The following is a 24755-nucleotide window of genomic DNA, read 5'->3' as shown; positions in this document are numbered from 1 at the left end:
TTTAATTAGATTTATGCTTCAGTTGTATTTCTCACTTTCGTTTGATAGATCACGTTTGGTTTAGTACCTACGTGCTCTAGTAAGTGATACATACGGTTATCTTCTTTAAGTTTAGCAACTTTGCTCTCCTTATCGTTAATGTCTCCAAAAGTCATAGCGCCGCTAGAACAAGCCGCAGAACAAGCTGTTTGGAATTCACCATCCTTAATTACACGTCCATCACGTTTAGCATCAAGAACTGTTTTTTGTGTCATTTGAATACACATAGAACATTTCTCCATAACACCACGAGAACGAACTACAACATCTGGATTTAATACCATACGTCCTAAATCATCATTCATATGATAATCGAACTCATCGTTACCGTTATATAAGAACCAGTTGAAACGACGAACTTTATAAGGACAGTTGTTAGCACAGTATCTAGTACCTACACAACGGTTATACGCCATGTGGTTTTGACCTTGACGACCGTGTGATGTTGCAGCCACAGGACATACAGTTTCACAAGGTGCGTGGTTACAGTGCTGACACATTACTGGTTGGAAGGCAACCTGAGGATTAGCCGAAGCATGCTCCATTTCACCGAACTCACTTAATGAGCTTCCTAAACCAGAGATGTTATCTTTCTTCTCATCATCACCTGCGAATGACTCTTCAGATGAATAATATCTATCGATACGTAACCAGTGCATATCACGGCTACGACGTACTTCAGATTTACCTACTACAGGTACATTGTTTTCAGCGTGACAAGCAATAACACATGCCCCACATCCTGTACAAGAGTTTAAGTCGATTGATAAGTTAAAGTGGTGACCAATTGAACGATCGAACTCATCCCATAAATCAACGTCTGGAGAAGTTACTGGTGTTTCCTCGTGGTTTAATGACACTTGAGGAATAGCATTCCAGTACTTTTTATCTTTAGTGTTGAATATCTCTAAAGTAGTTTCTTTAACAATATCACCACGTCCCATTAAAGTATTGTGCAACTGTACACAAGCGAATTCGTGCTCACCAGCAGCAGCTTCAACAGTTACATCCTGTACGTTGTTGAAGTTGTGGTATAACGTATACGCATTGACACCGGTTTGCATTTCTTCTTTAATCCCTTTTGTTTTACCATATCCAAATGATAAACCTACAGAACCTTTAGCCTGACCTGGTTGAATTAACACAGGAACAACTAAAAACGTACCGTTTACAGTAACTTTAGCATAACTACCATTTAACGCACCATTAGCAACGTTATAGTTTTTTAAACCTAAGGCATCAGCATCAACTTTAGAAACCGTTAAGTAGTTATCCCAAGATGTTCTGGTAATCGGATCCGGGAATTCTTGTAACCATGGGTTATTGGCTTGTTGCCCGTCTCCCATACCTACTTTGGTATACAATGATAATTCTAAACCAGAACTTTTAGCAGAAGCCGCTAAAGCACTAGCTGCAACATTAGATGGTTTTTCAACGTCGTTGTTTTCAACTAAACCTTCTAAAGCATCAATATCGTTAATTGCATGAACTTCTTGAGATACAAACTGCCCATCGTGTAAGGCTTGGTTAAACGATGCTCCGTTTAAAATATCTGAAGTCCAGATTTCTTTAATATAATCGTTGTAAGCTACACTATTAGATGTCCAGATTAATAACGCTTCCTGGAATTGCCTAGTGTCGAATAACGGACGGATAGTTGGCTGCATTAATGCATAGTGTCCGTTTTTAATTTCAACATCACCCCAAGACTCTAAATAGTGAGGAGCAGCAGCGATATACTGAGATTCTGAAGCTGTTTCATCTTCTTTCATTGAGAAGGTAATAGATAATTCAGTCTTCTTTAAACCTTCAGCAAAATCTGCAGCATTTGGTAATGTATATAATGGATTAACCCCAGCCATAATAATTGCAGAAACCTTACCTGCTTTCATATCAGCAACTAAGTTTGCAACATCTTTATCATTACCTTGTCTTGTTTTAATAGCAACCTTAGCATCAAAAGCCTTACTCGCTAAAAACTCGTTTATTTCTAGAACAACAGTTTGTGCATTTACGTCTTGAATTCCTGTAACTACAACACCATTTGAACCTGCCTTCTTTAATTGAGCAGCTGCCTTTTGAACAGCTTCGTCTATGTGCGCTGGTAATTCACCTGCAACGGCACCACCGACTACATAGCTATATAATTTAGCTAACGCTACTTTTTGCTGACTTGGTGTTAAAGGCACACGTTTATCGGCATTAGCACCTGTTAGCGACATGTTAGATTCAAACTGAATGTGACGAGACATTTTACCGTGGTTAGGTACTTTGTTCTTAGCATAGCCAGAATCAAATCCGCCACCTTGCCAGTCACCTAAGAAATCAGCTCCAACAGATACAATAGTCATCGCTTTAGAGAAATCGTAACCAGCTAAAGCACGTTTTCCATATTTAGCCTGGAAAGCATCTAAAGCAGCAGATTCTGATACCGCATCGTACACAACGTGTTGTACATTACCGTATTCTTCTTTAAAATCTGCAATTAAGTTACGTGTAGAAGGACTCGCAAAAGTTTGTGTTAATAAAACAATCTTCTTGTTAGCCGCTTTTAACTCATTTAACTTTTTAGTCGTATCAGCATCGAAATCACCCCATGTAATGGCATTACCATCTCTTTTAGGACCTTGTACTCTTAAACTATCATACAATCCTAAAACCGAAGCATTAACTCTGGCATTAGCACTACCATTTGTAGCAGCCAAAGCATTATTTTCAATCTTAATTGGACGACCTTCACGTGTTTTCACTAAAACACTAGCAAAATCGAAACCATCTGCAATAGTAGTTGCATAGTAGTTAGCAACACCAGGAATAATTTCCTCTGGTTGTACTACATAAGGAATCGACTTAACTACAGGACCTTCACAGGCAGCTAATGATGCCGCAGCTGTACTGAATCCTACATATTTTAAGAAATCGCGACGCGTTGTAGAACTTGACTCCAATGCATTTTTATCACCTAAAAATTCATCTGTAGGAATCTCGCTTACAAACTCGTTTTGTTTTAGCGTCTCAACAATAGAGCTATTCTCGTTTAGCTCTTCAACACTTTTCCAGTATTTCTTGTTTGATGACATATTATATAATTGAATTACTTCTTATTAAATTTTATTAATAGTGGCATTTTCCACATTCTAAACCACCCATTTGTGCAGCTGTAAGCTTATCTACACCATACTTCTTAGATAATTCTTCGTGAATTTTCTCGTAGTATGCATTGTCTTCTACTTTAACATTTGTAGTTCTGTGACAATCGATACACCATCCCATTGTTAATGGCGCATGTTGATACATTACTTCCATAGTCTCAACAGGACCATGACATGTTTGACATTCAACACCTGCTACAGAAACGTGCTGAGAGTGGTTGAAGTAAACGAAGTCAGGTAAATTATGAATACGAACCCATTTTACCGGATGTGAATCTCCAGTATATTTTTGGTTAGCATCATCCCATCCTGCTGCTGCATATAATTTTTTGATTTGTGCATCATAAAAGTCTTTAGTATACTCTGCAGTTGTTTCACCGTTATATTCATAAATAGATTTATGACAGTTCATACAAACGTTTACAGACGGAATACCTGAAGTTTTACTAACACGAGCTGAAGAGTGACAGTATTTACAATCGATACCGTTATCACCAGCGTGAATTTTATGTGAGAAATGAATTGGTTGCACTGGTTGATACCCTTGATCAACACCAACCTGCATAAAATATCCATATACAAAGTAAGCACTTGCAAGCAATAAGAAAATTGCAGACACTAACATTAAGAATTGATTCTTAACAAATGCTTTCCAAAGCGGCATTCTTTTAGAGGCTTCAGGTAATTCAACACCCTGAGCTTCTGCAAAACGACGAAGCGTTTTGTTTACTAAAATTAAACCTATTGCCAAAAGTGCAAATAATACAGCAAGAGCACCTAACACTAACTCGTTAGATACACCTCCTGTAGTCGCACCAGCAGCAGTTCCAGCGGCAGCAGTTGCCGCAGCAGCAGGCGCTTCTTTTTTAACTTCTGCAGTATAGGCTAAGATATCGTCAATATCTTTTTCAGATAACTGAGGAAAAGCTGTCATTGCAGCTCCACCGTACTCGTTATAAACTTTGTTACCATAAGCGTCACCAGACTTGATAACACCAGAACTGTTATGAACCCAATCATAAATCCAAGCTCGGTCTAACCCTTGCTCATCGGCTAAACGCGCTTCAACATTTCGAAGCGCTGGTCCTGTCATCTTTTTATCCAATTGGTGACATGCAGCACAATTCGCGTTAAATAATGATTTTCCTTTTGCTGGATCTCCTTCCTGAGCAGAAAGGGAAGCGGTAAAGATTAATAAAACAATTAAACCTAAACCAAGAATGTTCTTGCTTAATTTACGGTGAATCACCTTTTTCATATTGTTGGTTATATTAACTTCTAAACTTTGGTATGATTTTTTCATACAATAATTTAAAATAAAACGCAGTTATAAAATCTCACGCAAAAGTAACATTTAAACTCGATTATAGAAATGTTAGACAAGTGTTAATGTCTAATTTAGAGGGATTCTAAATAATAAAAATAGCCCCATTTTCACTTTATTACGTATACATTTGCATAAACCCATTACACAATGAAACCTTTGAAATTAAAAATCAAGCTATTAACAACATTTATCATTGTTATTGTAACCAATTTTTGTTATGGACAAGAAGGTAAGGTTACTATAAATCAAGATAAAAACATTCCTACGTTACTGAATTTAAAGAAAGAAATTAACAGTAGTGAAAATGATTCTGAGAGATATAGAATACAAATTTATTCAGGCAATAGAAGCAAAGCCGAATCAACTCAATCTCAATTCGAAGAGCTTTTTCCAGATTGGCATGCCAGTATTCAATATGAAACACCAAATTTTAAAATTTGGGCTGGTAATTTCAGAACCCGACTGGAAGCCGACCGTGCTTTAAAAAAGATAAAAACAGAATTTCCAACAGCCTTTATTTTTAAGCCGAAAAAGACAAGTTAATTCGACACTCATACGAATAAGAAAAGCGACATAAACATGTCGCTTTTTTTTTATGCTTTAAACAGTTTTACAAGTTAAGTTAAGTTAAGTTAAGTTAAACGCAAAAAAAAAGACACTTATTTCTAAGCGTCTTTCCTTTTATGACTAAGCTACTATTTAAGCTTCTTCTTAACTTCAACCTCGTGGAATGCTTCAATAATATCACCTTCTTTAATATCATTGTAATTTTTAATCTGCATACCACAATCGTATCCTTTAGTTACTTCTTTAACATCGTCTTTGAAACGTTTTAACGACGCTAACTCTCCAGTGTAAACAACCACACCATCTCTAATAATACGAACACCCGAGCTTCTTAAGATTTTACCATTAGTTACCATACATCCAGCTATGCTACCAATTTTAGAAACTTTAAAGATTTCTCTAATTTCGGCTGTACCAGTAACCTCTTCTTTATACTCTGGAGACAACATACCTTCCATCGCATCTTTAAGATCGTTAATAGCATCATAGATGATTGAGTAAGTTCTGATATCGATTTCCTCTCTATCCGCTGTAGCACGAGCATTTCCAACAGGACGAACGTTAAATCCGATAATAATCGCATCTGAAGCAGAAGCTAATAATACGTCACTTTCGGTAATAGCACCAACGCCTTTATGTAAAATGTTAACCTGAATTTCTTCAGTTGATAATTTCTGGAATGAATCGGTAAGTGCCTCAACAGAACCATCCACGTCACCTTTAAGGATGATGTTTAATTCTTTGAAGTCTCCTAATGCAATACGACGTCCAATCTCATCAAGTGTAATATGACGTTGCGTACGCACCGATTGCTCACGTTGTAATTGCGAACGTTTTGCTGCAATTTGTTTTGCTTCACGTTCGTCTTCGAATACGTTGAATTTATCACCTGCTTGTGGTGCACCATCTAAACCAAGAATAGATACCGGAGTAGATGGACCAGCTTCGATAACATCGTTACCACGCTCGTCGTGCATTGCTTTAACTTTACCACTGTTTTTACCAGCTAAAACGTAATCTCCAACTTTTAATGTACCACCTGTTACTAATACTGTTGCTACATAACCTCTACCTTTATCAAGGAAAGCTTCTACAACCGTACCTACTGCAGGCTTGTTAGGATTCGCTTTAAGCTCTAATAATTCAGCTTCAAGTAATACTTTTTCTAATAATTCTTTAACACCGGTTCCCACTTTTGCAGAGATATCGTGTGATTGAATTTTACCACCCCAATCTTCTACTAAAAGGTTCATATTTGCTAATCCTTCTTTAATCTTATCAGGATTCGCTGTCGGCTTATCAATTTTGTTAATTGCAAATACAATTGGAACACCTGCAGCCTGTGCGTGAGAAATCGCCTCTTTAGTTTGTGGCATGATATCATCATCGGCAGCAGCCACAATAATAGCAATATCGGTTACCTGAGCACCACGAGCACGCATCGCAGTAAAGGCCTCGTGACCTGGTGTATCAAGGAATGCTATTTTTTGTCCGTTTTCTAATTCAACTCCATAAGCTCCAATGTGCTGTGTAATACCTCCAGACTCACCAGCGATTACATTTTCCTTACGGATGTAATCTAAAAGCGATGTCTTACCGTGGTCTACGTGACCCATTACCGTTACAATCGGCGCTCTTGGTTTTAAATCTTCTTCTTTATCTTCAACAACTTCTATTGACTCTTCAATATCTGCTGTTACAAATTCTACTTTATAACCAAATTCTTCAGCAACAATCGATAAAGTTTCTGCATCTAAACGTTGGTTCATAGTCACCATCATACCAAGCGACATACAAGCTGAGATAATTTGTGTAACAGGCACATCCATCATAGTAGCCACCTCGTTCGCTGTAACGAACTCGGTTACCTTAAGGATTTTGCTTTCTGCAGCTTCCTGCATCAACTCTTTTTGAGTTTGATCTCTGTGCTGATCTCTCTTATCTCTACGGTATTTAGCTCCCTTACCTTTAGTTGATTTTCCCTGAAGTTTTTCAAGTGTTTCACGCACTTGTTTTTTAACATCTTCATCACTAGGATCCTCTTTAATAATAGGGCGTCTAGCTTTGTTACCTCCTTTATTAAAACGATCGTTAGGACGGTTAGTGTTTCCTCTGTTATCACCACCACCTTGACCTGGCTGACCTGGTTGATTTGGACCTCCTGCTTTACTTATACGACGACGCTTTTTCTTATTGGCATCGGCAGCATTACCTGGCTTATTATCACCTTTTTTATCTTCCTTCTTTTTCTTAGGCTTATTAAATTGAGATAAGTCAATTTTATCACCTGCAATTTTAGGACCGGTAAGCTTTTGGTACTGAGTTTTTACTTTTTCTTCTGCAACGATTTCACCGTTTTCATTAGTAACAAGTGTTTTCTCAACTTCAGGACCTTTGTGCTCTTTAGGTTTATTTACTTGCACAGGTTTTGGAGTTTCAACTTTTGGTTTTTCTTCTGCCTTTGGTTCCTGAACAGGAGCCTCGGTTTTCACTTCTGTTTTTGCCACCTCTTCTTTTGGAGCTTCGGTTTTAACAGGCTCTTCTTTTGGAGCTTCAACCTTAGGTTCTTCTTGTTTTGGTGGTTCTGGTGTTTCAGCCTGAGGAGTTTCAGCAGGTTTTTTAGGATCTAAATCAATCTTACCTACTTGCTTAGGACCAGAAAGTATTTTAGTGGCTTTTACAATTTCTTCCTTTCTAGCTGCCTCTTTTTGTTTTTCTTCAAGTTCACGCTCACGTTGCTCTCGCAGCTCCTCTTTTTCTTTCTGCTTAGCTTCACTAACCTCTTTAGATGCTACTTTTTTGTTTGCATCTACTTGAAATTCACTAGAAAGCACATTGTATACTTCCTCGGAAATTTTCGTGGTTGGTCGCTTCTCTATTTCGATACCTTTAGAATCTAAAAATTCTACGGCACGATCTAAAGAAATATTCAGCTCGCGTAATACTTTATTTAATCTAATTGTTTCAGCCATAAATTGCCTTTAAAATACTCAAATATATATGTTATTCTTCGAATTCTTCTCTTAAAATTCGAATAACTTCTTTAATAGTTTCTTCTTCTAAATCGGTACGTTTTACTAAATCTTTAACATCCTCTTCTAAAATACTCTTTGCAGTATCTAATCCAACTCTGCTAAATTCTTCAATAATCCATCCTTCTATTTCATCTGAGAACTCACTTAATTCTACGTCTTCCTCAGCACCTTCTCTAAACACATCGATATCGTAGCCTGTTAACTGACCCGCTAAACGGATGTTGTGACCACCTCTACCAATAGCTTTACTTACTTCTTCCGGCTTTAAGATGACTTCTGCACGTTTATTATCTTCATCGATTTTGATTGAAGTAACTCTTGCAGGACTTAACGCTCTGGTAATATATAACTGTAAGTTATTTGTATAGTTAATAACGTCGATATTTTCGTTACCTAACTCACGAACAATACCGTGAATTCTAGAACCTTTCATACCAACACACGCTCCAACAGGATCGATTCTGTCATCATAAGAATCTACCGCTACTTTCGCTTTTTCACCTGGTATTCTTACTACATTCTTAATAGTAATTAAACCGTCGAATACCTCTGGAATTTCTTGTTCGAAAAGTTTCTCTAAGAATGAAGGCGATGTTCTAGACATGATAATAGTTGGTTTTGCTCCTTTAAGCTCTACACTATCAATAACACCTCTTACATTATCTCCTTTTCTAAAGAAATCTGAAGGAATTTGTTTGTCTTTTGGTAAAACAATCTCATTACCTTCATCGTCTAATAAAATAACAGCTCTGTGACGAATGTGGTGCACTTCAGCTGTATATATTTCTCCTACTAAGTCTTTAAAGTTTTTAAATACTATAGTATTGTCGTGTTCGTGAATTTTTGAGATTAAATTTTGGCGTAATGCTAAAATAGCACGTCTTCCTAAATCTATAAGCTTTACTTCTTCTGATACGTCCTCACCTACTTCGAAGTCTGGTTCAATTTTACGAGCCTCTGTTAATGAAATCTCCTGATTTGGATCTTCAACCTCACCATCAGCCACTACAACTCTGTTTCTCCAGATCTCTAAATCTCCTTTATCAGGATTTACAATAATGTCGAAATTATCATCATCACCATATTTCTTTTTTAAGGCGCTTCTAAACACTTCCTCTAAAATCGCCATTAACGTAACACGGTCAATTAGCTTATCGTCTTTGAATTCTGAAAAAGATTCAATTAACGCGATATTCTCCATAACTCTTATTGAATTAAAATTTAATCATAACTTTTGCTTCTACAATATCCTCGTAAGCGATGTTCGCTTGTTTTGTTACAGTTACTTTCCCTTTACCTACAGGTTTAGGTTCTCTAACCTTCCATTCTAATGTTATATCTGCTTCGGTAGCCTTTGCAAGTGTTCCTTCAAATTTCTCTGAAGCTGTTTTTACTTTAAGGTCTCTATTCAGATTCTTTTTATACTGCCTTTTGTTTACTAATGGAGATGCTGCTCCTGCCGACATAACTTCCAGAGAAAAATCATGTTCTTCTCTATCGATATTATGTTCTATTGCACGACTTACAAACATACAGTCTTCAACCAACACACCACTATCGCCATCAATCACAATTTTAATATGATTATCTGGACTAATAGTGAACTCGATTAAAAACAAGTCTGAGCGTTCTTCCAACGCAGCACCAAGTAAATCTTTTACGGTTTCTTTAAACATTTTTTATTATAAAAAGAGGGGACCCTATGTCCCCTCGTTCTTAATTTCGCCTTTCAACGCTGCAAATATATAACATTTTATTGATTTTTAAAGGAATATTTCATAAATTTAGATATAAACACCTATAGCTACAAGTAAATTAAAATCATTAAATTCATACCAGAATTTTTAAAAATCAATCAATCCTAACAAACATTAAACTCAAATACAAAACCTCAAAACCAATGAAAAAAATTCTTGTTCCCACCGATTTTTCTACTGAAGCTGAAAACGCCCTAAAGGTCGCCGCTCAACTGGCAAAAAAACACAAGTGCGAACTTCACTTATTACATATACTTGAAATTCCATTGCATCAGGTAGATCCAATTAGTGGTTTTAGTGAATTACCGGAAGCTATGTTTTTTATGAAACTGGCACACAAGCAATTTACCGAACTAAGAGAAAAAAGCTATCTCGAAGGACTTAATATTCAAGAACATGTCGAGTTTCATGAAATTTTTAAAGGTATTTTTCATGTTTGCAAAAAACAAAACATCGATTTAGTTATTATGGGCTCGAGTGGCGCTAACGGACTCAAAGAAATATTCATTGGAAGTAACACCGAAAAAGTAGTGCGCACCTCAGAAGTACCTGTATTGGTTATTAAAAACGAACACAACAACTTTAATGTTGAGAATATGGTTTACGCATCAGATTTTGAAACCGATAGCCAAAGTGCCTTCGAAAGTGCTGTGGGATTCGCAAAACTTTTTAAAAGCAAACTACACCTAATCATGGTGAATACGCCTAACTTCTTTATCACAACAGATGAAGCTAAAGCCAAAATAGAAAACTTCACAAAAGATTTCAATTTAAAAGACTATACAACGGTAATTTACAACGATGCCAGTGTAGAAAGCGGCATTTTAAATTATGCCAAATCTATTTCAGCCGATTTAATTAGCATAAGCACACATGGCAGAAAAGGTTTATCTCATTTTTTTAATGGCAGTATAAGTGAAGATTTGGTAAACCATGCCAATCAACCCATTATGACCTTCAAAATCAAAGAATAATACTCATTTAAAACCTTAAATTTAGCGCATAAAAAAATCCTAATCTTATTAGATTAGGATTTTAGCAATTTTGTTGGCCTACTAGGGCTCGAACCTAGACTCTTCTGGACCAAAACCAGACGTGTTGCCAGTTACACCATAGGCCAATGCTTGATTGCGGGTGCAAATTTATAACAAAGTTTGGTTTCTGCAAGCTTTTTTTAAAAAAATTTTTATTCTCCCCTTAAGGTTTCCTTAAAAAGGTATTGTAAACCATATTTATTATTAAATTCGCCTTCATAAAAATAAAGAAAAATTCATGACCAATTTCAACTTTAAGAAATGGAATACCATTTTAGGATGGTTTGCTTTTTTAATTGCTCTTATAACTTACACCTTAACTACCGAACCTACTGTAAGCTTCTGGGATGCCGGAGAATATATCTTAACCTCAGCAAAGTTACAGGTTGGTCACCCACCTGGAGCTCCGTTATTTCAAATGCTTGGTGCATTCTTTTCGATGTTTGCCTTAGAACCTTCTCAGGTTGGTTTCATGATGAATATGATGAGCGCCATATCTAGTGCCTTCACTATTTTATTTATGTTCTGGACCATTACACTATTATTAAAAAAATTAATAACTAATGATGAAGAATTAAACCAAAATAAAGCAATCGCTATTCTAGGAAGTGGTTTAGTAGGTAGTTTGGCTTTCACTTTTACCGATTCGTTTTGGTTTAACGCTGTGGAAACCGAAGTATATGCCATGGCAACACTTATCATGTCTGTAATGTTTTGGCTAGGGTTACGCTGGGAACAGGACATGGATAAACCTCGAGGTAACCGCTGGTTAATTTTAATCTCCTTTATTATTGGTCTGTCTTTTGGGGTACACTTTATGGGGTTATTAACCATTCCGGCAATTGGTTTAATCTATTACTTTAAAAATTACAAAACCATCACCCTTAAAAACTTCATTATTGCCAATGTTGCTTCGGTTGCGGTTTTATTATTTGTATTTAAATTATTAGCACCTAATATTCTTAAAATATTTAGTGCTTCTGAAATATTCTTTATTAACACAATAGGTCTTCCTTTTAATTCAGGAACTATTATTGCTGGCATTGTATTGGTTGCTCTTATATATTACGCTTTAAAATACACCAAAACCAAAGGTTACACACACTTAAACACAACCGTGCTTTGTTTAACGTTTGTTATCATTGGATTTTCAACCTGGTTAATGCTACCTATTCGAGCTAACGCTAATGTCGTAATTAACGAAAACAATCCATCCAGTGCCAGAGAGCTTTTAGCATATTACAACTTAGAACAGTATCCGGAAACCCATTTATTTTACGGGCCACAATTTACCGATCAATATGCCTTTTTAGATGAAAACAATCCGTATGTAGACGACAAGCCTAAATACGAAAAAGACGAAGAAAAAAGAGAATACGTTATTGTTAACGATTATAAAAACGCGAAACAAAACTACAACTCTAAACACGCCTCTTACTTACCACGTATGTGGAGTGCTGAGCATGCTGAAAACTACATGATGTTTACCGGATTCTTAAATTTCAAATTAAAGCCAGAACATCAAATGGATAACCAACTTCGCAGTGCCATTAATCAATTTAAAAATGATGTAGCCCAGGGTAATGTAGACCGCGAAGGCTACAACACCTTTTTAAAGCGCTTTAAAAGCTATATCGATATTGAAAAGCCAAGCTTAGCCGACAACATTAAATACATGTTTCAATATCAATTAGGATATATGTACTGGCGTTACTTTATGTGGAACTTCTCAGGAAGACAAGATGATATTCAAGGTAAATACGACAACCACGGAAACTGGATTACCGGCATTAAACCTTTAGATGAAAAATTACTTGGTTTATCTCAAGACAACCTACCAAGCGATGTTAAAAATAATAAAGCAAGAAACACCTATTACCTGCTACCTTTTATTTTAGGACTAATCGGATTCTTCTTTTTATTCAATAAAGACAAAAAAGTATTCTGGACCTTGTTGGTTTTCTTCCTGTTTACAGGCGTTGCCATTCAGGTGTACACCAATGTGCGTCCGTTTGAGCCAAGAGAGCGTGACTATTCTGTAGTAGGATCGTTTTACGTTTTTGCCCTTTGGATTGGTTTTGGAGTATATGCTATTTACGATGCTATTAAAAAATTCGCGCCATCTAAATTTACAGCTCCGGTAATTACCATAGTTTGTTTGGTTTTAGTTCCTGGTATTTTGGCTGCCAACAACTGGGATGACCATGACCGCTCAGGAAAATACACTGCCAACTCTATGGCTAAAATGTATCTGGATTCCTGTGAAAAAAATGGTATTTTATTCACTATTGGCGATAACGACACCTTTGCGCTTTGGTATGCTCAGGAAATTGAAGGTTATCGTACCGATGTTCGAGTAGTAAATACCAGTTTATTCCAAACCGATTGGTATATCGATCAAATGAAACGCAAAGCATACGATAGCGACCCGATTCCGTCACAATTACATCATAAAAATTACCAATATGGAACAAATGACGTAATTATGATTGAGGAGGTTATCCCTGATACCTTAGAAATTAAACAATTTTTAGATTTTATATCTAGTGATAACCCTAAAACAAAATACAAATATGTATTACAGCAAAACAATATCGACATTTCTCAGGTACGTCGTCAAGATTTAAATGCAAGCTATTTACCTACACGTCATTTACGTCTTCCGGTAAACAAAGAAAACGCGTTAAAATCAGGCATTGTAAAACCAAAAGATGTAGATAAAATTGTGCCATATATAGATCTTACAATTTCAGGAAATGCATTATTTAAAAACCGTTTATTAATGCTGGACATTGTTGCCAACAACGACTGGAAACGTCCTATTTATTTTACTGGCGGAAGTTTTGGTGATGATGATTACATCTGGATGAAAGACTATTTACAATTAGATGGTTTATGCTACAAATTAGTTCCTATTAAAACTCCTATCAACAAGTCAAATCCGTTTGATATGGGACGTGTAGATAGCGATTTAATGTATGAAAAAGTAAAAAACTGGTATTGGGGTAACAGCGGAAGCCCGGATATTTACCACGACACCGAAACTCGTAAAAACTCTATTACATACAGAAGTAACTTAGCGCGTTTAATAGAACAGTTATTAAACGAAAACAAACTGGATAAAGCTGAAGAAATAGCCGATATAGCTATGACGAATATGCCGGTTGACTACTTTGGTTACTACACACTATTAGAACCATACATAAGTGCGTATTATGAGGTTAATAACAAGGATAAAGCTGAAAATTTATTCAAACAGGTTGCTAAAAAATATCAGGAGAGTTTAACCTATTACAGTAGTTTATCTATCGATAGCCAGAACAGAATGTTCGAAGAAATCTATACCGATATTCAGCGTTATAAAGCTCTTGTAGATGTATTGGCAAAATACGATCCTAAATTCGCTGAAACAGAAGGTGATATTTTCAACAATCATTTAATGTTATTTAAGCATTTTTATGGAGATCAAGCCGATGAAGACTATTACGCTCCAGAGGAAGAAGACACAACCTTCAGTCCACAAGACAGTAGTGCAGATATCCTTGATTAAGATATGCCTACGTCTTTTGTAAAAATACCGGTAGTTATAAAAAAGATGTTCCCAAACTATGTTTGGGACATCTCTACTACCGAAAAAATCATTTACCTTACTTTTGATGACGGACCTACTCCCGAAATCACAAACTGGACATTAGATACTCTTAAAGCTTACAATGCCAAAGCCACATTTTTCTGCATTGGTAATAACGTGGAAAAACATCCTGAAATCTTTCTGAATATTCTAAAAGAAGGGCACGCTATCGGCAACCACACACACAACCACCTTAAGGGCTGGAAAACCAAAAACAACGATTATTTAGCCAACATAAAGCAAGCTCAGGAAATCTTCGAAAAACAGCAATTTGAAGGCCAACCTGTAACCACAAATCTATTCAGGCCGCCTTACGGTAAACTCAAACCAAATCAAGGAAAACAATTGTTAGCTTTGAATTATAAGATTGTTATGTGGGACATTATTTCTTTTGACTGGGATAAAGATATAACCGAAGAACAATGTGTAGAGAATGTCATTTCTAAAGCTGTAAACGGGAGTGTTGTTGTGTTTCATGACAGCTTAAAAGCAGCAAGAAACATGCAGTATGCATTGCCCAAAGTATTAAAACACTTTACATACAAGGGATATCGGTTTGAAGCGATTCCGAATTAAATATACTGTTGAACAATACCAATAATGGTGTTAGCGTCCTGTTCTCCACTTTGACGCCATTTCATTTCACCGCCTTTATAGATTATTAGTGTTGGTATCGCTTTTACCCGTAAAGCTTCAGCAAGTTCTCCGTTTTTTTCAACATCAATCTTAATTACTTTTGCCTTATCGCCTAACGCTGCTGCAACATCTCTTAAAACAGCGTGCATTGTAGAAGACTGTTCATTCCAATCAGTAAAAAAATCTAACAGCACTGGAATTTCTACATCAATAAGTTCCCCAAATTTTGACATACTTTATTGTTTATGAGTCAAATATACTTTTACAAACCTACACATTTTTTTCATATTACGAATATTCGCATAGTTTTACTTTATATTTAACAATGCCTACTTATAAAAATACGCAATTTCTTTAGGAAATACAACATTTCTTAAGCAATCGATATTCGTTACTAATTCGAGATGCCTTAAAAGCAAATTAAGCTTAAGCCGTAGCAGTACCTTTTTTAAGTTCGATAACGGTAATTTCAGGCCAAATACCCACACGTCCGGGAAATGCCAAATAGCCAAAACCTCTGTTTACATTAAGGTATTGCCCCATTTCATTATACATCCCAGCCCAGTATTTGTAACGCCATTTTGCAGGACTCCATTTAAACCACCCCGGAATTTCAATACCAAACTGCATCCCGTGTGTATGCCCACTTAAAGTAAGATGGTAATGATACTCATCGTCTTTCACTTTCTTTTCCCAGTGTGTAGGGTCGTGACTCATTAATATTTTGAAGTCATTGGCATGAACATCTTTAGTCGCTTTCTTAAGGTCTCCGGCCTTCTTAAATCCGCCGGTTCCCCAGTTTTCAACACCTACTAAAGCCAATCGTTGTCCGTCGCGTTCTATAAATCGACTTTCATTCAACAACAAATCGAAGCCTATTTCCTTTTGGTGTGCTTTTAAATCTTCCAAATTCTGATGTTTCGCAGCCTCAGAATCCCAAGACACATAATCGCCATAATCATGATTCCCCAAAACAGAATACAAACCATCCTTAGCATTTAATTTTCCGAAGATTCCTAAATAAGGTTTCAGTTCTTCCGCTTTATTATTCACCATATCTCCTGTGAATAAAATCATATCGCTTTCCTGTTCATTTATCAGGTTAATCGCATAATCTACCTTATTAACATCATCAAAACTCCCCGAGTGAATATCACTCACCTGTGTGACTTTATAACCATCGAATGCATCTGGTAAATCATCAAAAGTCAAAGTATATTTTAAAACTTTAAAATTGTATTTTCCTTTATAAATTCCGTAGATAATCGATGCAAAGGGAATCGCAGCAACACCCAAAGCAATCTTGCTTATAAACTGACGACGCGAAGCAAAATAGTTCCCTTCAGCCGAACTTCCTTCGGTAAAATATCGGTAAATCGCCTGAGGTATCCTGAATATATCTTCGCCCAACATAGCAACCAATACAATCATTTTAGGCACCAATAAAGCTATAAAAAAACCAAACGCAAAGGCATGTCTGTGGCTAAAACCATCACTTCGGTTAAAACCGTAATAGTTATAAACAAAATTACCAATAACCAATAGGGAAATAAGCCAATACAAGCCTAAAATCCAATTGTTTTTTGTGACCGTTCTAAAGGCTTGAAAGGCATATAAATCGGCGATGATGTAAATTATAATAAAGATGAGCCAACGCATCATAATCGTTTTTTTATCAAATATAACTGAATTTAAACTCTAAAATAAATGCTGAAATGCTTTTAACGCTACCTTAAGACTTCCTTGTAAGTAAGTTAACCAACTATGCGTCAGAACCTGTAACAGCCAAAATCTGCTTTATGGTTTTGATATCGGAATACGACTTTATGGTTTCATCAAAAAACTTAGCACTATTCATAGATACCTTTGGGGTTTCAATAACCGTTTCTATGGTTGATGCCGATACATGTATTTCTGAAAAACCAGCCGACCTAAACTTGCCTGCATTTTCGGGTTTAATTCCACCCCCGGGAAGAATATTTAACTCACCTTCAGTTTTATCTTTTAATTTCTGAAGTAGAGCAAGTCCTTTTTCTGCTGAAGATTCCTGCCCTGAAGTTAAAATGCGATTTACCCCTAAGGCTTTCAATTGTTCCAAAGCCTCTTTCGCATTAGGGACCCAATCGAACGCCCGGTGAAATGTAAATTCTAATGATTTTGAAAGTTCAATAAGCTCTTTTGTTTTTTCGGTATCAATCGTGTTATCTCTATTTAAAATACCAGAAACAATCCCAGCACAACCCAATTCTTTACACATAGCAATATCATGTTTCATAATATCCATTTCGTCATCACTAAACGTAAAATTCCCACTTCTTGGACGAATTAAAACAAATACGGGAATAGATAAACTTTCCATCACTTTTTTAATAAGTCCGAACGACGGGGTTATTCCACCAACTGCCAGTTCCGAACACAATTCAATACGATGCGCTCCGGCCTTTTCTGCGTTAAGCGCTGATTCAAATGAGTTTGCGCAAACTTCTACTATCATAACTTTCAATTATAAAACAAATATACAGATTCAAAAACACTAAACAGCCACACAAAAAATTGATTTTAAAACAGGCCTCAACCTATTTAAACAGCAATTATCTCGTAAGTTTTTGTAGTTTTGAACTTCTTATAAAACAATACATATGTCTGATCAAAAACGTCTATTTTTAGTTGATGCCTACGCCTTAATCTTCCGTGGGTACTACGCCTTTATAAAGAACCCAAGAATTAACAGCAAAGGTATCGACACCTCAGCCATTATGGGTTTTATGAACTCACTTTTAGATGTTATTAAACGTGAAAGACCAGACCATTTAGCCGTTTGTTTCGACAAAGGCGGAAGTACCGATCGCGTGGAGATGTTTGAGGCTTATAAAGCCAATCGTGATGAAACTCCAGAAGCTATAAAAGTAGCTGTACCTTATATTCAGGAAATCCTGAAGGCTATGCATATTCCCATTATGGTAAAAGAAGGTTATGAAGCCGATGATGTTATTGGAACGCTTTCTAAACAAGCCGAAAAACAAGGCTACCAAACCTTTATGGTAACCCCTGATAAAGACTTTGCGCAATTGGTTACCGAAAACATTTTTATGTATCGCCCAAAATCGTTTGGCGGTGGTTATGAAACCTGGGGTATCGAAGAGGTGAAAAAGAAATTCGAAGTTACCGACCCATTACAGGTTATTGACTTTTTAGGCATGATGGGTGATTCAAGTGATAATATTCCTGGTCTACCTGGTGTGGGTGAAAAAACAGCCAAAAAGTTTATTGCCGAATACGGTAGCATGGAAGGCTTGCTGGAAAACACCCATGAGCTAAAAGGAAAGATGAAAGAGAAAATTGAAGCCAATAAAGAGCTTGGATTACTTTCTAAAAAACTGGCGACTATCATGTTGGATGTGCCAGTGGAATTCGACGAGCAAGACTTTGAAATGTCTACGCCAGATATTGAAAAAGTAACCACTATTTTCAACGATTTAGAGTTCAGACAGCTTTTAACCAATTTCTTAAAAACGTTTTCAACAAGTACTGAAGTTGCCCCTGCTCAAGTAACCGAAACTACCGAAACTGTAAAAGCAACCGAAACCAAAAAAGAACCTGCTTCAGCTGGAGCCGGACAATTCTCTTTATTTGGAAGTGGAGATGATGAAGAAACTACTGAAACAAGTTCAGCATACACCAGAAAAACAGCAGAAACCACATCACACTTTTACCAAAGTGTGGCTTCGGGCATGGCAACCAAACTATTCATTAAAAACTTAATGAATCAAACGTCGGTGTGTTTTGATACTGAAACCACAGACCTTAATCCATTAGCTGCTGAATTGGTAGGCATCGCTTTTTCATGGGAAAAGGGCAAAGGCTTTTATTTACCGTTTCCGGAAGATAAAACCGAAGCACAGGAACTTATCGAACAATTACGTCCGTTTTTTGAAAGTGAAAGCATCGAAAAAATTGGTCAGAATTTAAAATACGATATTAAAGTTTTAGCAAAATACAACATTACCGTAAAAGGCAAATTATTCGACACCATGCTGGCTCATTATCTGATAAATCCGGATATGCGTCATAACATGGATGTTCTGGCTGAAACCTATTTAAACTATACACCAATTTCTATTGAAACTTTAATTGGAAAAAAAGGGAAAAATCAGCTATCGATGCGTCAGGTGGCTTTAGATAAGCAAACTGAATATGCCGTTGAAGATGCCGATATTACATTGCAATTAAAGGAACATTTTGAGAAAGAATTAGGCGAAGCCAATACCCAAAAATTATTTGACGAGATTGAAATTCCGTTATTACGCGTATTATCGTCAATGGAACTGGAAGGCATCAATTTAGACAAAGATTTTTTGCATAGTCTGGCAGAGCAGTTAGACAACGATATTAAAACTTTGGAAAGTAAAATTTACGAGATTGCCGGTGAAGAATTCAACATTGCTTCACCAAAGCAATTAGGCGATATTTTATTTGAAAAATTAAAGTTGGTTGACAAACCTAAAAAGACCAAAACCGGGCAATACGCCACTTCCGAAGATATATTAAGCTACTTAGCTAAAGACCACGAAATCATTCAACATATTTTAGATTTCAGAGGATTATCAAAATTAAAAAGCACTTATGTTGATGCGTTACCGTTACAGATTGATGCAAACGACTATCGTGTGCACACCGATTATATGCAAACCGTTGCAGCTACCGGTCGATTGAGTAGTAACAACCCGAACTTACAAAATATCCCGATTCGTACCGAACGCGGACGACAAGTGCGTAAAGCCTTTATTCCGCGTAATGAAGATTATACCTTACTTGCTGCCGATTACAGTCAGATTGAGCTACGAATCATAGCCGCCTTAAGTGAGGAAGAAACCATGATTAACGCCTTTAAACACGGTGAAGATATTCACGCTTCGACAGCTTCAAAAGTCTTTAATGTACCTATTGAAGAGGTAACCCGTGAGCAACGTAGTAATGCCAAAACGGTAAACTTCGGAATTATCTACGGGGTTTCTGCTTTCGGATTAAGCAACCAAACCGATTTATCGCGTAGCGAGGCGAAAGAGCTTATTGACACCTATTATGAAACCTATCCGAAGTTAAAAAACTACATCAGTCAGCAAGTCGATTTTGCGCGCGACCATGGTTATGTACAAACTGTTTTAGGGCGACGTCGTTACTTAAAAGATATCAATTCACGTAACGCTGTGGTTCGAGGTGCTGCTGAACGTAATGCCGTAAATGCCCCAATCCAAGGAAGTGCTGCAGATATTATTAAAATTGCCATGATTAATATTCATAAGAAATTAGAAATAGGCAATTTTAAAACCAAAATGCTACTTCAGGTTCATGATGAGTTGGTGTTCGATGTATACAAACCAGAACTGGACACCATTAAAACCTTAGTAAAAACAGAAATGGAAAACGCTTACCAATTGGCCGTACCTTTAGATGTCGATTTAGGCACTGGCAATAACTGGTTAGAAGCGCATTAATCCACTTTTTACACCCGATGAATAGCATCAATCACCTTAAACTATGCTATTCATCGGTATTTTTTACACATTCTTTCAGATGGTCTGAAATTCAATGATTTTCATCAAATAATTTTCGACCAAAATGTATTTCTTCCTTCATTTGCTGCTCCCTCAATCTACTAAACAATAGTGTTTATTAGCAGCTTAACCATACTTAAAATGAAAAAAACTACACCAATATTTCATTTAATAGCCTGTGCTATTATCTCATCAGCAACATTTTTTGCCTGTCAACAAGAAGACTTATCTTCTGAAGAATTATTAACAGCTAATGCTAAAGCAAGTACCTCCCTAGTATCTGAAACATCTACGGCAACGCTTAAAGAATATTCGGATGATTGCTCTTCCATGTGTATTGAAGAAGGCTCAAATACTTATTATAAAAAATCAGGTCTTGAATCCAAAACATCAGGAAATAGCAAAAACACAAAAGAAGTTAGTTATGATGTTTACAACACCGAAACTCAACTAATCATTAACGTTTACTACAACATTGTTTCAGGAAACTCAAATGCACAAGCAGATATTACCATTAATATTGACGGTAATGAAAAATTCGAAGAAAGTATTTCTTCTGGATCCATGTCTACACACTTTATCAATTTACCTTTAGATTGGAAAGCGTGCCAAGAAATTCCATTTACTATCTTTCAAAAAGGTCTAAACGACGATGTTTTAATTGAAAGTTCATACTCATTAATTGGTATTTGCCAAGATACCTGCGAAGAAAGTTTTAGTTACGAAGCAAATGACGATGGCAGCTATACCTTCACTTACATGAGCCCTGAAGATGTAACCGATGCCGAAATTAAATTCACTTGTCCTCATATTACTGATTTCGCTGCTTTAGACGGAAAAGAATACACTGTTAATCCAGGCAATGGTAACGGTTCTCCAACAGTATTGACATGGACAGGAAACCTTGAGGGTTGTACACCAATCTCTTTCACTATTCTTTTTGAAGCAGACTGTGAACAAAACAGAAAATTCGCCAACTTATTTACAGATTTTAAAGTAAACGGGGACTCTAAAAAAGGAGATACAGAAAACATTAAATTCATTTGTTCTGCAGAATAATTTTAACATTCAACATAATATAAAATGCCTGAAGCCTTGCTGTCAGGCATTTTTGTTTGCAGGCTTCAAAAGCTTACTATGTTAAACTTAAGAAAACACCTCACTCAACTTCATTGGTTTAACTATTTTTACACTTTTTAAATCTTACAGATGAAATTAAACCTTACCTACCTTTTCTTTTTGGTGTCGTTTCTATCAATCGCACAAAAAAAGCCCCTTGAATTTTCAGATATTCAACAATGGAATAGCATTAAAAACGAAGCTGTTGCTCCTAACGGAAACTTTATCGTTTATGATTTAGAACAAGACAACTCCGATAGCCATCTCCATTTAACTTCAAATAAGGGAAAAACCATTTTAGAATATTTTAGAGGAACTCAAGGCAACTTTTCTTATGACTCTAAATTTTTAGCGTTTACGATTAAACCTTTAAAAGATAGCGTAGACGATATGCTTCGTCATAAGGTAAAAAAAGACAAACTTCCTAAAGACTCATTGGCTATTTACAACCTTGACACTAAGGAACTGGATAAAATAGGGAATGTAAAATCATATGCATTACCTGAAAAATGGTCTAGCTATGTCGCATACCTTTTAGAAGAGATAAAAGCTCCGAAAAAAGAAACAAAAACAGATAGCACCGATACGAAAGAAGATAAAAAAGAAGCGAAACCTAAAAAGGTGAGCAAAACAAACGGTTATCATTTAGTGGTTAGAAACCTAAATACCAAAGCACAGGATACGTTTAAATTCGTAACCAACTATACATTTGCCAAAACAGGTAAAACCTTAGCATTTTCAACCACCGGCGAAAAAGATAACGAAGGCGAAGGCGTATATGTTTACGATTTTAACACCTCGAAATTAACCAATATTTATTCAGCTAAAAAAGCCAAATACAATAAATTAAGCTTTAGCGAAACAGGAAATCGGTTTGCATTTGTGGTAGATACAGATACTACGAAAGTTCAAATTCGCCCTAACGAATTATACATTTGGGAAACCGGACAAGAAATAGCTAATAAACTTTACGACAATACCACAACACCTGAGGGGTATTTAGTGTCTAAAGACGGAAGCATTAGATTTTCAAAAGATGAATCGAAGTTATATTTCGGACTAAGAAAACCGCCTGTTATTAAAGACACGACTTTATTAAAAGACGAAATTGTTAATGTAGAAGTTTGGACGTATAACGAACCAAGACTATATACGGTTCAGGAATTACAGGTAAAAAATGATACGATTAAAGCTTACGAAACGGTTTATAATTTCAATACGAAAAAAACAGTTCAAATTGAAACGGAACCTTTTCCTTACTCAACTACTACAGATAAAGGCAACTCCAATATTACATTAATAAACACCCCAACACCTTACGCTTTAGAAAGCCAGTGGACAGGAAGAAGCCTTAAAGATTATGCCATTGTAGATACTAAAACAGGAACGCAAACCATCATACTAAAAAAGACGCCTAATGCCTCTTTAAGTCCAAAAGGCGCATTTGTTTTCGGCTATCATTCTATCGACAGCACCTGGTTTACTTACAACATAAAAACAGACAAATACATTGAACTGACCAAAGGAAAAGTCTTTTACGACGAATTAAATGATTCGCCAGATTTTCCACATGCCTATGGAACAGCAGGATGGATGGAAAACGATAAATACATTTTACTTTACGACCGTTACGACATCTGGAAATACAACCCAAATTCAGGAGAAGCAACTAACCTAACCAATGGCCGTGCTAACAAAATAGTATATCGTTACATCAAATTAGATAAAGAAGAAGAATCTGTTAGTTCGAAAAACAAATGGTTATTATCAACATTTAATGAAACAACAAAAGCCGGAGGTTTCGCTGAATTCAACCCAAAAAACAGTGCATTAAAAGAACTTGAAACAGGTAATTTCAGCTATAGCAAACCTGTAAAAGCAGAACTAAGTGATGCCTTATTATTTACTCGCGAATCGTTTAAAGAATTCCCAGATTTAAGATTAACCGATTTAAACTTTAAAACCCAAAATGTTTTAAGTGATGCCAATCCGCAACAAAAAGATTACAACTGGGGAACCATAGAATTGGTAAAATGGACGTCGCTTGACGGAGAAGAATTAGAAGGTTTATTGGCTAAACCCGAAAACTTCGACCCGAATAAAAAATACCCGATGATTGTGAATTTCTACGAACGCAGTTCTGATGATATCCACAAACACAGAGCACCAGTATTTGGTCGTTCAACCATTAGTTACAGCTATTATACCAGCCGTGGTTATGTTATTTTCAATCCGGATGTAAAATACCGCGAAGGCTACCCTGGTGAAAGTGCTTTAAGCTGTGTGGTATCGGGAACCAACGATATCATTAAAAAAGGTTTTATAGATAAAGACAACATCGGTTTACAAGGTCACAGCTGGGGAGGTTATCAAATAGCGCAACTGGTAACAAAAACCAATATGTTTAAAGCTGCCGAATCTGGTGCGCCCGTAGTAAATATGATTAGTGCCTACGGTGGAATTAGATGGTGGACTGGTTTAAGCCGTCAGTTTCAATATGAGCATACCCAAAGCCGTATTGGAGGAACACCATGGGAATACCCAATGCGTTACATTGAAAATTCACCAATTTTCAACCTTGATAAAATCAATACCCCTTTATTAATTTTACATAACGATGCCGACGGACACGTACCATGGTATCAAGGTATTGAATTTTTTGTAAGCTTACGCCGTTTAGGAAAACCTGCCTGGTTCTTAAATTATAACGACGAACCACATTGGCCGCTAAAATACCAGAACAGAAAAGACTTCACTTTAAGAATGTCTCAGTTTTTCGATTACTATTTAAAAGGAGCTGCAAAACCACTTTGGATGGATCGTGGTGTGCCCGCTACTGAAAAAGGAATTAATCAAGGCTATGAACTTATAGAAGAATAGCCCTAATTTTTATAAAACAAAAA

15 protein-coding genes and 1 tRNA gene are annotated in these 24755 nt (G+C 36.4%); 7 read left to right on the top strand and 9 right to left on the bottom strand.

Annotation, left to right across the window (positions count from 1 at the left end):
• Positions 1-11 precede the first annotated feature (11 nt).
• Both NO995_RS17570 and NO995_RS17565 read right to left on the bottom strand, forming a co-directional pair.
• Entirely contained in the window at positions 12-3119 is a 3108-nt protein-coding gene (locus NO995_RS17570) for a TAT-variant-translocated molybdopterin oxidoreductase (protein ID WP_258228614.1), read from the bottom strand.
• A gap of 34 nt (positions 3120-3153) precedes the next feature.
• The gene (locus tag NO995_RS17565) at positions 3154-4449 is read right to left on the bottom strand and encodes a c-type cytochrome (RefSeq protein WP_258228638.1); all 1296 of its coding nucleotides are present in this window, start codon (positions 4447-4449) and stop codon (positions 3154-3156) included.
• A gap of 216 nt (positions 4450-4665) precedes the next feature.
• On the opposite strand from NO995_RS17565, the gene NO995_RS17560 reads away from it, so the two are divergent.
• On the top strand, positions 4666-5061 hold the full coding sequence (locus NO995_RS17560; RefSeq protein WP_240575228.1) for an SPOR domain-containing protein: 396 nt from the start codon (positions 4666-4668) through the stop codon (positions 5059-5061).
• Positions 5062-5213: 152 nt separating this feature from the next.
• Here NO995_RS17560 and infB read toward each other — a convergent pair whose 3' ends face one another.
• Genes infB through rimP form a run of 3 tightly spaced genes read right to left on the bottom strand, consistent with a single transcriptional unit; the run spans position 5214 to position 9796 of the window.
• A complete protein-coding gene (gene infB, locus NO995_RS17555; protein WP_258228613.1) occupies positions 5214-8057 on the bottom strand; it encodes a translation initiation factor IF-2 in 2844 nt (947 codons plus the stop codon).
• A 31-nt stretch (positions 8058-8088) separates the two neighbouring features.
• Positions 8089-9321 (bottom strand): transcription termination factor NusA, encoded by a 1233-nt coding sequence (nusA, locus tag NO995_RS17550; RefSeq protein ID WP_240575225.1) that lies wholly within the window; start codon positions 9319-9321, stop codon positions 8089-8091.
• Positions 9322-9334: 13 nt separating this feature from the next.
• Positions 9335-9796 (bottom strand): ribosome assembly cofactor RimP, encoded by a 462-nt coding sequence (gene rimP / locus NO995_RS17545; protein WP_258228612.1) that lies wholly within the window; start codon positions 9794-9796, stop codon positions 9335-9337.
• A gap of 224 nt (positions 9797-10020) precedes the next feature.
• On the opposite strand from rimP, the gene NO995_RS17540 reads away from it, so the two are divergent.
• Positions 10021-10851 (top strand): universal stress protein, encoded by an 831-nt coding sequence (locus NO995_RS17540; protein WP_258228611.1) that lies wholly within the window; start codon positions 10021-10023, stop codon positions 10849-10851.
• 73 nt (positions 10852-10924) lie between these two features.
• On the opposite strand, the gene NO995_RS17535 is transcribed toward NO995_RS17540, so the two are convergent.
• Positions 10925-10997 (bottom strand) — tRNA-Gln (locus tag NO995_RS17535).
• A 152-nt stretch (positions 10998-11149) separates the two neighbouring features.
• Between NO995_RS17535 and NO995_RS17530 the strand changes: the two genes are divergently transcribed.
• Both NO995_RS17530 and NO995_RS17525 read left to right on the top strand, forming a co-directional pair.
• Positions 11150-14461 carry a DUF2723 domain-containing protein gene (locus NO995_RS17530; protein ID WP_258228610.1) on the top strand — a complete coding sequence of 1104 codons (3312 nt, stop codon included), beginning with the start codon at positions 11150-11152 and terminating at the stop codon, positions 14459-14461.
• A gap of 3 nt (positions 14462-14464) precedes the next feature.
• Complete coding sequence (locus NO995_RS17525; RefSeq protein WP_258228609.1) at positions 14465-15118, top strand: polysaccharide deacetylase family protein; 654 nt, start codon at positions 14465-14467, stop codon at positions 15116-15118.
• Here the strand turns inward: NO995_RS17525 and NO995_RS17520 are convergent.
• The 3 genes from NO995_RS17520 to NO995_RS17510 form a co-directional block, all read right to left on the bottom strand.
• Positions 15115-15411: a co-chaperone YbbN gene (locus NO995_RS17520; protein WP_240575220.1), complete on the bottom strand. Its 297-nt coding sequence runs from the start codon at positions 15409-15411 to the stop codon at positions 15115-15117. The two genes, NO995_RS17525 and NO995_RS17520, sit on opposite strands and share 4 nt — an antisense overlap.
• Positions 15412-15604: 193 nt before the next feature.
• Positions 15605-16840 carry a metallophosphoesterase gene (locus NO995_RS17515; RefSeq protein WP_240575218.1) on the bottom strand — a complete coding sequence of 412 codons (1236 nt, stop codon included), beginning with the start codon at positions 16838-16840 and terminating at the stop codon, positions 15605-15607.
• Positions 16841-16940: 100 nt separating this feature from the next.
• Positions 16941-17672, bottom strand: coding sequence for a copper homeostasis protein CutC (locus tag NO995_RS17510; RefSeq protein WP_258228608.1), 732 nt, complete (start codon positions 17670-17672; stop codon positions 16941-16943).
• Positions 17673-17817: 145 nt separating this feature from the next.
• Between NO995_RS17510 and polA the strand changes: the two genes are divergently transcribed.
• The 3 genes from polA (at position 17818) to NO995_RS17495 (ending at position 24732) form a co-directional block, all read left to right on the top strand.
• Positions 17818-20673, top strand: a complete 2856-nt coding sequence (gene polA, locus NO995_RS17505) for a DNA polymerase I (RefSeq protein ID WP_258228607.1) — start codon at positions 17818-17820, stop codon at positions 20671-20673.
• A 201-nt stretch (positions 20674-20874) separates the two neighbouring features.
• Positions 20875-21792: a hypothetical protein gene (locus NO995_RS17500; protein ID WP_258228606.1), complete on the top strand. Its 918-nt coding sequence runs from the start codon at positions 20875-20877 to the stop codon at positions 21790-21792.
• Between the two features lie 150 nt (positions 21793-21942).
• Positions 21943-24732, top strand: a complete 2790-nt coding sequence (locus NO995_RS17495) for a S9 family peptidase (RefSeq protein WP_258228605.1) — start codon at positions 21943-21945, stop codon at positions 24730-24732.
• Positions 24733-24755: the final 23 nt, after the last annotated feature.

It is taken from the genome of Aestuariibaculum sp. M13 (assembly GCF_024723255.1).
In the GTDB taxonomy this organism is placed as follows: Bacteria; Bacteroidota; Bacteroidia; order Flavobacteriales; family Flavobacteriaceae; genus Aestuariibaculum; species Aestuariibaculum lutulentum.
Note: the sequence above shows the minus strand (reverse complement) of the source record. Positions and strands in the feature narration are given on the sequence as shown.